The 14,098-nt window shown below is 67.2% G+C and carries 15 protein-coding genes; 12 read left to right on the forward strand and 3 right to left on the reverse strand.

What is annotated here, in order from left to right; all coding sequences use genetic code 11:
• The 7 genes from QNJ67_06140 to cysS form a co-directional block, all read left to right on the forward strand.
• Nucleotides 1–660: nicotinate phosphoribosyltransferase (locus QNJ67_06140; protein ID MDJ0608539.1), on the forward strand; the 660-nt coding region annotated here is incomplete at its 5' end.
• Between the two features lie 108 nt (nt 661–768).
• A complete protein-coding gene (locus QNJ67_06145) occupies nt 769–1,479 on the forward strand; it encodes a glutathione S-transferase N-terminal domain-containing protein (protein ID MDJ0608540.1) in 711 nt (236 codons plus the stop codon).
• Nucleotides 1,480–1,555: 76 nt separating this feature from the next.
• The gene (locus tag QNJ67_06150; GenBank protein MDJ0608541.1) at nt 1,556–1,870 is read left to right on the forward strand and encodes a YbjQ family protein; all 315 of its coding nucleotides are present in this window, start codon (nt 1,556–1,558) and stop codon (nt 1,868–1,870) included.
• A 3-nt stretch (nt 1,871–1,873) separates the two neighbouring features.
• Entirely contained in the window at nt 1,874–2,335 is a 462-nt protein-coding gene (locus tag QNJ67_06155; protein MDJ0608542.1) for a heavy metal-binding domain-containing protein, read from the forward strand.
• 12 nt (nt 2,336–2,347) lie between these two features.
• Nucleotides 2,348–3,232 carry a M48 family metallopeptidase gene (locus QNJ67_06160; protein MDJ0608543.1) on the forward strand — a complete coding sequence of 295 codons (885 nt, stop codon included), beginning with the start codon at nt 2,348–2,350 and terminating at the stop codon, nt 3,230–3,232.
• Nucleotides 3,233–3,237: 5 nt separating this feature from the next.
• Complete coding sequence (locus QNJ67_06165; GenBank protein ID MDJ0608544.1) at nt 3,238–4,929, forward strand: NAD+ synthase; 1,692 nt, start codon at nt 3,238–3,240, stop codon at nt 4,927–4,929.
• Between the two features lie 241 nt (nt 4,930–5,170).
• Entirely contained in the window at nt 5,171–6,547 is a 1,377-nt protein-coding gene (gene cysS, locus QNJ67_06170) for a cysteine--tRNA ligase (GenBank protein MDJ0608545.1), read from the forward strand.
• A gap of 7 nt (nt 6,548–6,554) precedes the next feature.
• Here the strand turns inward: cysS and QNJ67_06175 are convergent, their stop codons facing one another.
• A complete protein-coding gene (locus QNJ67_06175) occupies nt 6,555–7,592 on the reverse strand; it encodes a DUF2336 domain-containing protein (protein MDJ0608546.1) in 1,038 nt (345 codons plus the stop codon).
• Nucleotides 7,593–7,926: 334 nt separating this feature from the next.
• On the opposite strand from QNJ67_06175, the gene cimA reads away from it, so the two are divergent.
• From cimA to QNJ67_06195, 4 genes are all read left to right on the forward strand, one after another.
• Nucleotides 7,927–9,537 (forward strand): citramalate synthase, encoded by a 1,611-nt coding sequence (gene cimA / locus QNJ67_06180; GenBank protein MDJ0608547.1) that lies wholly within the window; start codon nt 7,927–7,929, stop codon nt 9,535–9,537.
• On the forward strand, nt 9,534–10,475 hold the full coding sequence (locus tag QNJ67_06185) for a hypothetical protein (protein ID MDJ0608548.1): 942 nt from the start codon (nt 9,534–9,536) through the stop codon (nt 10,473–10,475). Before cimA ends, QNJ67_06185 begins: the two co-directional genes overlap by 4 nt.
• A gap of 26 nt (nt 10,476–10,501) precedes the next feature.
• Nucleotides 10,502–11,266, forward strand: coding sequence for an RNA methyltransferase (locus QNJ67_06190; protein MDJ0608549.1), 765 nt, complete (start codon nt 10,502–10,504; stop codon nt 11,264–11,266).
• A gap of 85 nt (nt 11,267–11,351) precedes the next feature.
• Nucleotides 11,352–11,732, forward strand: coding sequence for a hypothetical protein (locus QNJ67_06195; protein ID MDJ0608550.1), 381 nt, complete (start codon nt 11,352–11,354; stop codon nt 11,730–11,732).
• A gap of 25 nt (nt 11,733–11,757) precedes the next feature.
• On the opposite strand, the gene QNJ67_06200 is transcribed toward QNJ67_06195, so the two are convergent.
• Nucleotides 11,758–12,657, reverse strand: a complete 900-nt coding sequence (locus QNJ67_06200; GenBank protein MDJ0608551.1) for a DMT family transporter — start codon at nt 12,655–12,657, stop codon at nt 11,758–11,760.
• A gap of 181 nt (nt 12,658–12,838) precedes the next feature.
• Here QNJ67_06200 and rpsD point away from each other — a divergent pair, with 181 nt between their 5' ends.
• Nucleotides 12,839–13,453, forward strand: coding sequence for a 30S ribosomal protein S4 (gene rpsD, locus QNJ67_06205; GenBank protein ID MDJ0608552.1), 615 nt, complete (start codon nt 12,839–12,841; stop codon nt 13,451–13,453).
• Between the two features lie 145 nt (nt 13,454–13,598).
• Here the strand turns inward: rpsD and QNJ67_06210 are convergent, their stop codons facing one another.
• Nucleotides 13,599–14,000 carry a VOC family protein gene (locus QNJ67_06210; protein MDJ0608553.1) on the reverse strand — a complete coding sequence of 134 codons (402 nt, stop codon included), beginning with the start codon at nt 13,998–14,000 and terminating at the stop codon, nt 13,599–13,601.
• Nucleotides 14,001–14,098: the final 98 nt, after the last annotated feature.

A 14,098-nucleotide genomic window follows, 5' to 3' on the forward strand; every position in this document is an offset into this window, starting at 1 on the left:
CGCAAGGTGGGCGCGGTCGGTTTCGTCGGCAACGCGACCGACGCCACGGCGCATTTCTTCGGCGCCGAGGGCGGCAAGGGGACCATGCCGCACGCCTTCGTCGGCTATGCCGGCTCTACCCTGCGGGCCGCCGAGATGTTCGACCAGAGCTTTCCCGACGAGCCCATGACGGTGCTGGTCGACTACTTCGCCCGCGAAGTGACCGACGCGCTCACGGTCTGCCGCCGCTTTCCCGGGCGCGCGACCCGCGGCCAGCTCTCGGTGCGCATCGACACGCCGGGCGGCCGCTTCCTCGAGGGCCTCGACCCCGCAGCTTCCTATGCGGTGCTGGAGCGCCACGTGCCGCACGCCGTCCGCGGCTACCGAAACGAATCAGAACTGCGCTATCTGGTCGGGCCGGGCGTATCGGCCGCGGCGATCTGGCATATGCGCGAAGCGCTCGACCGGGAGGGCTTCGATCAGGTCAAGATCGTCGCCTCCTCGGGCTTTAATCCCGCCAAATGCAAGCTCATGGCCGAGGCCAACGCGCCGATCGACGTTGTCGGCACCGGCTCCTACCTGCCGGATCGCTGGTCGGAGACCTATGCCACGGCCGACATTATCGAGTACAACGGCGAGGCGCGGGTGAAGGTCGGCCGCGAGTTCCTGCTCCGGAAGTAGTCGAGCCCCTGAAATTCTCGTGAGCCATTGAATGCGGGCCATCTGGGTCTTGAGAAAGACCGCGGCCTCTGTTTGCCTGTGGCTCTTGCAGGACAGGAAGGGGTGACCATGGCGTTCAAGCTTTACGAACGGGTCGGCAAGCAGGACGACCACCGGCCCAGTCCGTTTTCCTGGCGCATCAAGTTCGCCCTGGCGCACAAGGGTCTGAAACCCGACGAGAACGTGCCGGTGCTCTTCACCGACAAGGATATCATCGCGTTCAGCGGCCAGGGCTTCGTTCCGGTGCTGGTCGACGGGGACCAGGTGGTGTCGGATTCCTGGACGATCGCCCGTTACCTCGAGGACGCCTATCCGGACCGGCCGAGCCTGTTCGGCGGCCCCCAGGGCCGGGCCCTGGCCGGCTTCGTCAACCGCTGGGCCGACGGCGTGCTCAATGCCGCGGTCTTTCCCCTGGTGATCAAGGACCTGCACGCAAACATCGACCCGCGGGATCAGGACTATTTCCAGCAGACCCGGGAGAAGCGGCTGGGCCGAACGATCGAGCAGTTCGACGCCGAGCGGCCGAGCTTCGAAGCCAACCTCGCCAAGGTCCTGATGCCGCTGCGCCAGCACCTGGAGGACCAGGCCTTCGTCAGCGGCGCGGCGCCGGCCTACGGCGACTACATCGTGTTCAGCGCCTTCCAGTGGGCCCGCTGCAGCAGCCCGACGCCGCTCCTGGCGCCGGACGACAGCCTGCACCCCTGGCTGAACGCCATGAGCGGGCTCTACGACGGTCTGGCCTGCAGCCTGCTCAGGTTCGAGACCGGCCAGCCCGGTTAACCAGTCTTTTCCCTCCCTGGGTCAAGATCCGTCCGGATCGATTCCGGCATCGCGTCGGCACCAGGGAGAACAGGTCATGATTACCTCGACTTTGGAATGCGTCCCCGGCCGGGAGGTCACCGACCACCTGGGGATCGTCCAGGGCAGCACGGTCCGCGCCAAGCATATCGGCAGGGACCTGATGGCTGGGTTCAAGAACATCGTGGGCGGCGAGCTGAAGGGCTACAGCGACCTTCTGAGCGAGGCGCGCAAGGAGGCCTTCGAGCGGATGTGCGAGCAAGCCGAGGCCAAGGGCGCCAACGCCGTGCTCAACGTCCGCTTCACGACGTCCTCCGTGGCTCAGGGCGCCTCGGAGATTCTGGCCTACGGCAGCGCCGTCGTCGTTGCCTGAGCCATGCAGTTCCTCGCCAATTACATTGAAATCGTCATCTTCCTGACGCTGCTGGTGCTCGGCTACGGTGCCGGCCGCTGGGCCGAGCGGCGACACTACCGCTCGATCATCGCGCGGGAGCGGGAGATGGGTGATCTCGTGATCATCGCCGGCAAGACGGTGCCCGACGACGTCAGGATCTCTAAGTCCCAGCTCGTGATGGGCAGCGCGGTGATTTCGGTCGACTACTTCAAGCGTTTCGTCGCCAACCTGCGCATGATCTTCGGGGGCCGCGTCCACACCTACGAGAGCCTGCTCGACCGCGCCCGCCGCGAAGCGCTGCTGCGCATGCAGGCCCAGGCCCGGGAGATCGGCGGCCGGGTCATCTTCAACACCCGTTTCGAGACCAGCTCGATCTCCAAGGGCCAGAAGCAGTCGATCGGCGCGGTCGAGGTCCTGGCTTACGGCACGGCACTGGTTCCCTAGGCCCAGCCTCCCATGAGGATCAGGAACGTCCCGGTCCCCGAGGGGATCAACGTCAGCCGGCACAGCCCGCTGGCCGATCTTCTGATCCTTAGCGGCGGTCTGGTCACCGTCGTCGCGGGCCTCGGTCTGGCGCTCTTTCTGTTCGCCGGGGTGATCGCCCGCCACGCCCCGGTCAGCTGGGAGGTCGCGATCGGCAACGCGATCTTCGCCGACGTGTCCGGCGGTTCGGCCGAGGCGGCGGACGCCGATCCGGAGGCTGCAGCGGTGCGCGCCGAGCTTCAGGCGATCGCGGACCGAGTCGGCCGGCACATGGATCTGCCGGAGGGCCTGACGGTCAAGGTCCACTATGTCGACGACGAGATGGTCAACGCCTTCGCCTCCCTGGGCGGGCATGTTTTCATGTTCCGGGGCCTCTTGGAGCGCATGCCCAACGAGAACGCCCTGACCATGGTGATGGCGCACGAGATCGGACACGTTGTCCACCGCGACGCGGCCGCCTCGCTGACCGGGGCGGTCGTGGTCCAGCTGCTGTCGGCGGTCTTCTTCAGCGCCGCACCGGATACCCTGGCATCGCTGGTGACCGGCCCCAACGCCCTGATGATGATGGGCTTCAGCCGTGAGGCGGAGCGCCGTGCCGACAGCGCGGCGCTCGAGGCCATGGCGGCGGTCTACGGTCACGTCGGCGAGTCCGCGCGGATCTTCAAGGTCTTCCAGGAAGAGGCGCGGCGCAGCGGCGGCGAGCCGCCGGAGCTGCTGAGCACCCACCCGCTCAGCCGGGAGCGGATCGAGGCGCTGGCCGCCCTGGCGCGGCAGCGCGGTTGGCCGAGCGAAGGGGAGACCCAGCCCTTGGCGCCCGGGATTGCAGCCTTGTCGGAGGTCACACCGGAAGCTAAGTAAGCCTTATGACCGACCGGCTGACCCTCGCCCTGGCCCAGATCAACCCGACCATGGGAGCGATCGAGGCCAACGCCGACCTGATCCGCGCGGCGCGGTCCGAGGCGGCCGGGCGCGGCGCCGATCTGGTCATCACGCCGGAGTTGTCCCTGATCGGCTATCCGCCGGAGGACCTCGTCCTCAAGCCCGAGTTTCTGGACGCCGCGTGGCGCACCCTGGAAGACCTTGCGGCGGAAACCGCCGACGGCGGCCCGGGCCTTCTGCTCGGCGTGCCCTGGCGCGAGGAGGGGTGGCGGCCGGGCATGGCGCTGCGCAAGCACCTCTACAACGCCGCCGCGGTTCTGGACGGGGGCAAGATCCAGGCGCTTCGCGCCAAGGTCGATCTGCCGAACTACAGCGTGTTCGACGAGAAGCGGCTGTTCAAGCCGGGGTCCATGCCGGGCCCGGTGAACTTCCGGGGCGTCCGCCTGGGCCTGCCGATCTGCGAGGATATCTGGACGCCCGACGTTTGCGAGTGCCTGGAGGAGTCCGGCGCGGAGCTCCTGATCTCGATCAACGGCAGCCCATACGAGCTCGACAAGACCGAAGTCCGCATGAACCTGGCGGTCGAGCGGGTGACCGAGACCGGCCTGCCGATGATTTTCGTCAACCAGGTTGGCGGCCAGGACGAGCTGGTGTTCGACGGTGCCTCCTTCGTGCTCGACGCCGGATGCAACCTGCGCGCCCAGCTGCCCTCCTTCGAGCCGTCCCTGACGGTGACCGAATGGCGGCGCGGCGACGACGACATCTGGGCCTGCGCCGATTCCCTGCTGACGCCGCCGGAGAACGCTATGGAGCCGATCTACCGGGCGGTGACGCTGGGACTCAGAGACTATGTCGAGAAGAACGGCTTTCCCGGTGTGATCATTGGTCTTTCCGGTGGCATCGATTCCGCCATCTCGGCGGCGATCGCGGTCGACGCTCTGGGCCCGGCGCGCGTGCGCTGCGTAATGATGCCGTCGCCCTATACCAGCCAGGAGAGCCTTGAGGATGCCGCCGAGGCCGCCCGGCTGCTCGACGTGCGCCTGGACGAGATCGCGATCGGACCGGCGATGGAAGCCTTCGACGACATGCTGGCGCCCCAGTTCGAGGGCCGTGAAGCCGACGTGACCGAAGAGAACATCCAATCCCGGGCGCGCGGCCTGACGCTCATGGCGATCTCCAACAAGCTCGGCCACATGGTGCTCTCGACCGGCAACAAGTCCGAGATGTCGGTCGGCTACGCGACGCTCTACGGCGACATGTGCGGCGGATACAACGTGCTCAAGGATCTTTACAAGACCACGGTCTATCGCCTTGCCGCCTGGCGCAACCAGGCCTTTCCGCGCGGCGGTCTCGGCCCCGCGGGCCGGGTCATCCCGGAGCGGATCATCACGAAGGCGCCGTCGGCCGAGCTCAAGCCGGATCAGACCGACCAGGACTCCCTGCCGCCCTACGAGGACCTGGACGACATGCTGACATGCCTGATCGAGGGGGAGATGCCGGTCGAGCAGATCGTCGCCCGGGGACATGACCGCGCCACGGTCAACCGGGTCTGGCGCATGCTGGATCGTGCCGAGTACAAGCGCCGCCAGGCCCCGCCCGGCGTCAAGATCACTGCGCGCGCCTTCGGCCGCGATCGGCGCTATCCGATCACCAACGCCTTCACGGGGGCGTCCTGAAGCGGGGCGCGTTCAATCTTAATCAGGCCGTGACCCAGTCTAAATCACTGAATATATTATTTATTTAAGATCTTCTTCGGCCCTCCCGCCGTGCCCGCGGTTGACGACCTGCGTCGAAGCGGCCTAGAAGGAAGCCATGTCCTGGCACCGCGAACGATGTCCCGGCTAAGGGGAACAACGACCTGAGCGGGCCCCGCTTCGCGAGGCCCTCCGATCCACCGCGTCTGCCAGGACCGAGCCAATGACCCTCGAACTCACCAACACGCTGACCCGGCGCAAGGAAGCCTTCGCCCCGATCGATCACGAGCGCGTGCGCATGTACGTCTGCGGGCCCACGGTCTACGACCTGCCGCATGTCGGCAACGCGCGGCCCGTTGTCGTCTTCGACGTTCTCTATCGGCTGCTCCGCCATCTCTACGGCGCGGCGCATGTCACTTACGTCCGGAACATCACGGACGTGGACGACAAGATCATCACCGCCGCGAAGGAAAACGGCGAGACCATCGCCGAGGTCACGGCGCGGACCACCCGGGCCTTCCACGAGGACATGGCGGCCCTCGGCGCCCTCGAACCGACCGTGGAGCCGCGCGCGACCCAGTCGATCGACCTCATGGTCTCGATGATCGAAACCCTGATCGAAAAGGGGCACGCCTACGCGGCCGACGGTCACGTTCTGTTCAACGTCCCTTCCTTCCCGGGATACGGCGGCCTGTCGCGGCACGACCGGGAGTCCCTGATCGCCGGGGCCCGTGTCGAGGTCGCGCCCTACAAGAGGGATCCGGTCGATTTCGTGCTTTGGAAGCCTTCGACGCCGGAGCAGCCGGGCTGGGACAGCCCCTGGGGCCGCGGCCGGCCCGGCTGGCACATCGAGTGCTCGGCCATGAGCGCCAAGCACCTGGGCGAGACCTTCGACATTCACGGCGGCGGCCAGGACCTGATCTTTCCGCACCATGAGAACGAGCTGGCGCAATCGGTCTGCGCCCACGGCAAGGGCTTCGTGCGCTACTGGCTGCACAACGGCTATGTCGTGGTCGAGGGCGAGAAGATGTCGAAGTCCCTGGGGAACTTCTTCACGGTGCGCCAGCTGCTCGAGGAGGGCTTCCGCGGCGAGGTGATTCGCCTGGCGCTCTTGTCGGCGCACTATCGCCAGCCGCTCGACATCACCCGCGAAAAGTTGAAGGAGTGCCACGCGCAACTCGACCGGCTCTACGGGGCCCTGCGCGCGGCGGAGGACGAAGGGGCGCCGGCCGCGGAACCGCCGCCGGCCGTGCTCGCTGCCCTGCTGGACGATCTCAACACGCCCGCCGCTCTGGCCGGCCTTCACGACACCGCGGCGGCCCTGAACCGGGCGGGCGAAGCGGACGAGCGGATCCGCCTCAAGGGGCGCTTGCTCGCCGCCGGGGCCCTACTCGGGCTGCTGCAGGAAGATCCGGAGCGCTGGTTCCAGGGCGGGGCCGAGGCCGACGCGGGCGCGATCGAGGCGCGGATCGAGGCGCGCAACCAAGCCCGCAAGGCTCGGGATTTCGCCGAGGCCGACCGCATCCGCGACGCCCTGGCGGCCGAGGGTATCCTCCTGGAGGACGGCCCCGAGGGGACCACCTGGCGGCGCAGGACCTGAGGGTGCCTCAGGACTCCTTGACGGCGGAGAGGTCGAACAGCGGGTCCGAGAGCGGGGCCTCGGGCTCCGCCCGTTCGGCTGCCGCCTCGGGCTTGTGGAGCACCGTTCTGAACAGGTTCTCGATGCCGAGCCGGCCCTGGTCATTGATCAGGGTGCGGGCATTCTCGACCCCGATGTCGGCGAGCCGCGCCATGGCGAACTCGAAGAAGGCGAGGTCGCCTTCCGACAGGGCGTCGATCGCGACCTCCGGGGTCAGGCGGCCCTTGGCGTAGAGCTGGTCGATCAGGGCTTCCAGTTCCTTGTTGGTCGCGCAGCCGTCGCGCAGCAGGCTGAGGGTCGCCTGACCGCGCGCGTCATCGACCAGCTTCTTGACCAGTGGCGTGGGCGCGATCTGCCGCTTCATCAGAAAGCTCTGGATCTGCTGTGTGATAACGCTGACCAGCTGTTCGGAGACGACCGGCGGAAGGTTGTCGCGCGTTGCCAGGTTCTGCGAGACCGCCGCGCTCTCGGTGTACTGCTTGACGACCCTTTGGAGCTGCCCTTGATCGAGGTTGGCGCCGTCGTTGCCGACCAGTTCGGCGACAGCGCCATCGTTGCCGGTTTCGATCAGAGCGTCGGCGACGCCCGCCGAGACCGCGCTTCGCTGGGCGACGGCGGTTTGCTTTTCCGGGCTGCCGGCCTGGATGATGCCGATCAAGTCCTCGTCGGTAAGAACCTCGCAATACTGCAGGACCGGCAAGGCGACGCTGTCGACGTCGCTGGCCAGGGCGAGGGCGACGTCTTCCGGGATCTGAGGCGAGGCTTTCAGGTGCTCGGAGAGCGCCTGGCGCACGCGGACCTCCGCGTCCTTGACCAGGGAGCGGAAGATGTCCTCGGCGATCTGGCGCTCGGTGGCTCCCAGCTGCTGCCCGTCGAACTCGGCGGCGAGCTTGGCGGCCATCTCGGCCCTCGCCTCGGTTGACGGGTCCTCGGTCAGGCGCGTGACATCGGCCTGGCTGAGCCGCCCCGCGGACGCGTCCGTCGGGACCTCCTGAGCTTGAGCCATCTATTTCCCTCAACCCAAGTGATACGAACGGCGCGCGCCGGACGGCCAGGCGAGATAATAACAATAATGACCTAACTCATTTCTAATAGGTGCATTTGAGAGAAATCCCTTGGTTGGGAGAGCGGTCCGGGAAGCCGGAACCCCCCGGAGATTGACGCGGCAGGGCTCCTGTGGTGAGAGTATCGGCCGCCCGGACAGGCCGCGCGGGGCGCGCGCGTCTGTCCGTTCGAACCAAGAATAAGCCTGAGGACAGAGGAGCAAGCGCCTGGAATCGCCCGAACTCGGAACGGTGGTGTGATCCGAGGCGAGGGGCGGTCAGGCCCAGAAGAGATCCATGGCCGACGACCGGCGGATATACCTATTCGACTCGACCCTGCGCGACGGAGCTCAGACCCAAGGCGTGGACTTCTCGGTGGCCGACAAGGTCGCCATTGCAACCGCGCTCGACGGAGTCGGGATCGATTACATCGAGGGCGGTTGGCCCGGCGCCAACCCGGTCGACGACAGCTTCTTCACGTCCCCGCCGAGCTTCCGGCAGGCCCGCTTTGTCGCCTTCGGCATGACCCGCCGGCCGGGACGGAGCCTGGCCAACGATCCCGGCCTGACGGCGTTGTTGCAGGCCAAGGCGGAGGCCGTGTGCATGGTCGGGAAGGCCTGGGACTTTCACGTCGACGTGGCGCTGGGGATCGAGCGGTCGGAGAACATCGCCATGATCGCCGAGTCGGTCGAGCACGCGCGCGGGCGCAAGTCCGAGGTCATGTTCGACGCGGAGCATTTCTTCGACGGCTACAAGGCCAATCCGGGCTACGCGCTGGACTGCGTGAAGGCGGCGCATGAAGCCGGCGCGCGTTGGATCGTCCTCTGCGACACCAACGGCGGGACGCTGCCGGACGAGGTCGAGCGGATCGTCGGCGCGGTGGTGGACCTGATTCCCGGGGACCGCGTCGGAATCCACGCCCACAATGATACCGAGAATGCGGTGGCGAATTCACTCGCCGCGGTCAAGGCGGGGGCGCGTCAGGTTCAGGGCACGATAAACGGATTGGGTGAACGCTGCGGTAACGCGAATCTGATATCCCTGATTCCAAGCCTGGCGTTGAAGACGGACTTCGTCACGGGAATCGACCAGGAATCCCTCAGGGAGTTGACTAAGGTTTCTCGTATGCTGGACGAACGCCTGAATCGCGCGCCGGCCAAGAACGCGCCCTACGTGGGCGACAGCGCCTTCGCACACAAGGGCGGCCTGCACGTCTCGGCGGTCGAGAAGGATCCGCGCACCTACGAGCACGTCGATCCGGACCTGGTCGGCAACCGGCGGCATATCGTGGTGTCGGACCAGTCCGGGCGCTCGAACATCCTGGCGCGCTTTCGCGATATCGGCTTGGCGGTCGAGGCGGGGAATCCCAAGGTCGCCAGCCTGGTCGAGCAGGTCAAGGCACGCGAGTTCGAGGGTTTCGCCTACGACGGCGCGGAAGCCAGCTTCGAGCTTCTGGCCCGCCGCGCCCTGGGCACCGTGCCGGCCTACTTCGCGCTGGAGCGTTTCCGGGTCATGGACGACCGCCGCTGGAATGCACGCGGCGAGCTGGTGACCGAATCCGAGGCCACGGTGAACGTCCGGGTCGGGCAGGAGTCGCGCTTCGAGGTGGCCAACGGCAACGGCCCGGTCAACGCCCTGGACACCGCGCTGCGCAAGGCTCTGATGCCGACCTACCCGCAGCTCGAGGATATGAGGCTGGTCGACTACAAGGTCCGTATCCTGACCCCGCAGGCAGGGACCGGCGCGGTCACCCGCGTGATGATCGAGAGCGCCGACGGCAATGGGCGGCGCTGGACCACGGTCGGCGTGTCGGCGAATATCATCGACGCTTCCTTCAATGCGTTGAACGACGGCATCACGTGGAAGCTGTTGCAGGAGAACGCAGAGGCTCCGGAGGACGCGACATGAAGATCCGGCTGCTGGTCCCCATCGCCCTGCTGGCTGCGGCGCTGGCGCAGGGCGCCGCCGCGCAGCAAGCCCCCCAGCCGTTGCCGGTGACGCCGGAGGCCGGGGTCGGGACTCCGCTGGATGTGGCGCCTGAGGACGCGGAGCCGGGACAGCTCACGCCCGGTGACACACCGCTGCCCTTCGGCGTGCTGCCGGAGCCGGAGCCAGAGCCGCCGCCGATCTATCGCCTCAGCGAAGGCGTCGAGCCCGAGGCCGTCATGGCCTCGCTGACGCGGCTCTTGAACCTGGGCGCCAATCGGGTCTTCTTCGGCCTGCCGGGAGACGCGAACTGGCGGGCCGGGCAGGGGATCCGTATCGCGGTCTACAGCGACCAGCGCCAGGAGATCGCCTCCTTCCTCCAGGCCGCCGCCCAGGAGTTCGCCGAAGCGACGGGCTCCCCGATCGAGGTCGTCACGACCCGCCGCCTGGCTGCGGTCGCGGGCGCGGACGCGGCGCGCGAGTCGGTCGGCGCCAACTTCGAGATCCTGTTCGGGCAGCGGGCGCTGATGGCCCAGTTCGCCGGCAGCGTGGGCATGAACCCGACCGTACTCACGCGCTTCCAGGAAGGCCGCTGGCCCTTCGCTTTCGTCCTGCCGCGCCGGGAGAAGTGGATCGGCCGGGTCTTCGTCGCCCGCGACGAGCCCAGCGAAGCCATCGAGGCGACACTGGTCCTCGCCCTGGTCTGGGCACTGGGCGGCGTCACCCTCGGTGACGAGATGCAGGGCCTGGTCGATCCCTTCGCGATCGCTCCCCGTCTGACACCCTTGGGCCGCTCGGTCTTCTCTCTGATGTATCACCCCGACCTGGAGGCCGGCCTGGCCATCCCGGAGACGCTCGAGCGCGCCGGCCGTCTGGTCGAGGAGAGCACCCGGCAGAGCGCCGAACAGTCGGTCCAGTGAAGACCGCCGAGAGACGCTGAACCACTATGGCCGGAACCGACCGAAGCCGGGCGCCGGTCGCCGGTGGGCCGGCCATCGTCCTGGTCGCCCCGCAGCTCGGCGAGAATATCGGCATGGTGGCGCGGGCCATGCTGAACTGCGGCCTCGAAGAGCTCCGGCTGGTCAGGCCGCGGGACGGTTGGCCGAGCGAGCAGGCCCAGGCCGCTGCCTCCGGCGCCGACAACGTTCTGGAGAGCGCCCGGCTGTTCGACACTACGGCCGAGGCGGTGGCCGATCTGCGCCGGGTCTACGCAACCACGGCCCGGCCGCGCGACATGGTCAAGACCGTCGTGACCCCGGCCCGGGCGGCCGAGGAGATGCGGCGCTCCGACGGGGCTCTCAAGACGGGCGTCCTGTTCGGTCCCGAGCGGTCCGGCCTGGTCAACGACGATCTGGCTCTGGCCGACAGCCTGATCGTGGTGCCGCTCAACCCCGCCTTCGCTTCGCTGAACCTCGCCCAGGCCGTGCTGCTGGTCGGCTACGAGTGGTTCAAGCTGGGCGACGCCACGCCGGAGAGCCGCCTGGAGACAGGCCGCGGCCTGCCGGCGGAGAAGGCCGACCTGATCACCTTCTTCGAGCGCCTGGAGACGGAGCTGGACGCGGCGGGCTTCCTGACCCCGCCCGAAAAGCGGCCGGTCATGGTGCGTAACCTGCGCAACCTCTTCCAGCGCCTGGCCGCCACGGACCAGGACCTGAGAACCCTCCACGGCATCGTCTCGGCGCTCAGGGCGGGTCCGCGCGGCAAAGGCTGAGCGCTGGGCGGCGCGCCTTCTTTACCTCGCGTTAGCCACGCCTCTTCATCCTGGTCCGCAGGGAAACAGCCGAGGATGGCGCGACATGAGCGACGGTTCGAAGGGCGAAGACATCCTCGAGATTGGACGCGGGCAGCTCGACGCGCTGCGGGCCGAGACCGAGGAACTCCTCGAGACCGAACGCGGGCAGGTCGAAGCGCTGCGGGCCGAGACCCAGGGATTCCTGAACCGGCGGGTTACCTTCTGGGGGCTCCGCTGGTCGCTCGGCTTCGCCGTGATCTGGGCCGTGGTCAGCTACGAACCCGCCTGGCATTGGCTCTGGTGGGCAGGGGCCGCTCTGGCGGCGGTCTCGCTCGCCGCCCTTGTGCTCGGCCATGTCGTGCTGACGCGCAAGCTCAAGAAGGCGGATCTGGCGATCGACCGGGCTCGTGAAATCGCCCGCAGCCTCGACGAGGGGACGCCATAACAGGAGCCAGGGAGAGGCGCGCCGATCATGCCTTTTCCTTTGCCGTTTGCGTCAGGGTCCCGGACTCCCGTTTCAGGACCAGCAGGGAATGCACGGCCAGGGTTGATACGACGATGGCGCCGCCCAGCAGCGCGGCCCGGCTCGGTTCCTCGCCGATCACCAGCCAGACCCAGATCGGACCCAGCACGGCTTCCAGGAGAATCAACAGGCTGACCTCGGGGGCCGGCAGGTAGCGTGGCCCAATGGTCATGAGCGCGATGCCGACCGGCAGCAGCACCAGGGCCATGATCACGAGGACGGCGAGCTGATCCTGCGAGGGCAGAACGACGACGGGCCCGGCCGCAAGGGCGATGCCGCCTGAGACGAGACCGCTCAAGGCCGCCGCGGGGATCATGTTGATCTCACGGGCATGGCGCACCAGGGTAAACTTGCAGCCAAACATGATGGCGCAGGCCAGAGCCAGAAGGTCGCCCAGCAGCGCGCCGCTGCCGAGGTTGTCCGAGGTCAGGATGGCGATGCCGCCCAAGGCAGCCAGGATGGCGATCCAGGTATGGCCGGCGATCGCCTCGCCGAGGAAGATCCGGCTGGTCAGTGCGGCGAAGAAGGGGGCGGCGGAGACGATGATCAGGACGTTGGCGACAGTGGTGTTGGCGAGGGCCAGGACGAAGAGTACGTTCACCGCCGCGTAGAACAGCGTGATCACCCCGCCGGTGCGGCCGATCGACAGGATGGCCGCCGGCGCCCGGCGGCGCCATATCAGGGCGATCAGGAGAAACAGGCCGAGCGCCACCAGGAAGCTGCGCCAGACCAGGAGACTCCAGGGCTCCATGGCCGCCAGGCGGACCAGCAGGGTGTCCGGGGTGATCAACAGGACGCCCAGGCTGACGATGGCGAGCCCTTTGGCCCGTGTACCGCGATCCTCCATCTCACCCCCAAGAAATCCAGGGCCCGCCGGTCTTTCGGCGTTTGACATCCCCATAGGTGGCCCTATAGTCCCGGCCTGCGAATTCCTGGGAATGCGGGTCGGAACTGGTGTTCGGCCCCGCCCGGCTAGAAGGCCAGGGACTACCGGGACAACAAGCTTAAGACAAGGAGCCTGGAACGCCATGTCTAACCGCGTTCGTTCGAAGTACAAGATCAACCGCCGCCTCGGGGTCAACCTCTGGGGCCGGCCCAAGAGCCCCTTCAACAAGCGAGAGTACGGCCCCGGCCAGCACGGCCAGCGCCGGCGCAAGCCGTCCGACTTCGGCGTCCAGCTGGCCGCCAAGCAGAAGCTCAAGGGTTATTACGGCAACATCGGCGAGAAGCAGTTCCGCCGCTACTACCAGGAGGCCGTGCGCCGCCGCGGCGACACCGGCGAGAACCTTATCGAGATCCTGGAGCGGCGCCTCGACGCCGTGATCTATCGGGCCAAATTCGTGCCGACGGTCTTCGCCGCGCGGCAGTTCGTCAACCACGGCCACATCCTGGTGAACGGCAAGCGGGTCAACATCCCGTCCTACATGGTCAAGGACGAGGACGAGGTGCAGATCAAGGCGAAGAGCCGCGAGCTGCCGCTGGTGCTCGACGCGCTGGAATCCTCCGAGCGGGAGGTGCCCGATTACTTGGAGATCGACTACAAGGACATGAAGGCACGTTACGTGCGTGGCCCCAAGCTGGCCGACGTGCCCTATCCGGTTCAGATGGAACCGAACCTCGTGGTCGAGTTCTACAGCCGCTAACGCTTCGGCTACCAGTAGATCCGCAACGTCTCTGATGTGTCATGCTCGGGCTCGACCCGAGCATGCATGAACCCGACCCACGTCTGGATTGCCGGATCACGTCCGGCGATGACAACGGGTCAGTGTTGAACGCTGAGCGCTTGTTCTACGTGCTCGCATAGTCGGAGAGGTCGGCTTCCTCGCTGGCGGGGAAGGCGACCTCGATGTGGTTGCCGTCCGGGTCGTGGATGTTGACCTGGCGGATCTCCGGGCCGGGCACGATCGAGATGCGGTAGCCGATCCCCTGCTTCTTCAGGTGCGAAAGAAAATCTTCCAGGCCGTTGGCCTTGAACGCGAAGTGCTCGATCCGCGGAGCCCGGCCCTGGGGCGTCTCCGGCACCTCGACGAGATGGACGGCCGCCTTCTCGCCGCAATAGAGCCAGGCACCGTCGAAGCGGAAATCGGGCCGTGGCCCGATCTCGAGGCCGAGCACCTCTTGATAGAACATCGTCATCGCCGCCAGATTGGCGGTCCGGATGTTCACGTGGTCGAGGTCGATCAGCGCCATCGGCGGCGTTTCTCCGCTGTCTTCAGATGTTCACTGTGACCGATTTGGCGACGAGCTTCACACAAAATCTGCGCCGCCCGGCGCTACGTTCTCCTGGG

Source organism: Kiloniellales bacterium (assembly GCA_030064845.1).
Taxonomy (GTDB): domain Bacteria; phylum Pseudomonadota; class Alphaproteobacteria; order Kiloniellales; family JAKSDN01; genus JASJEC01.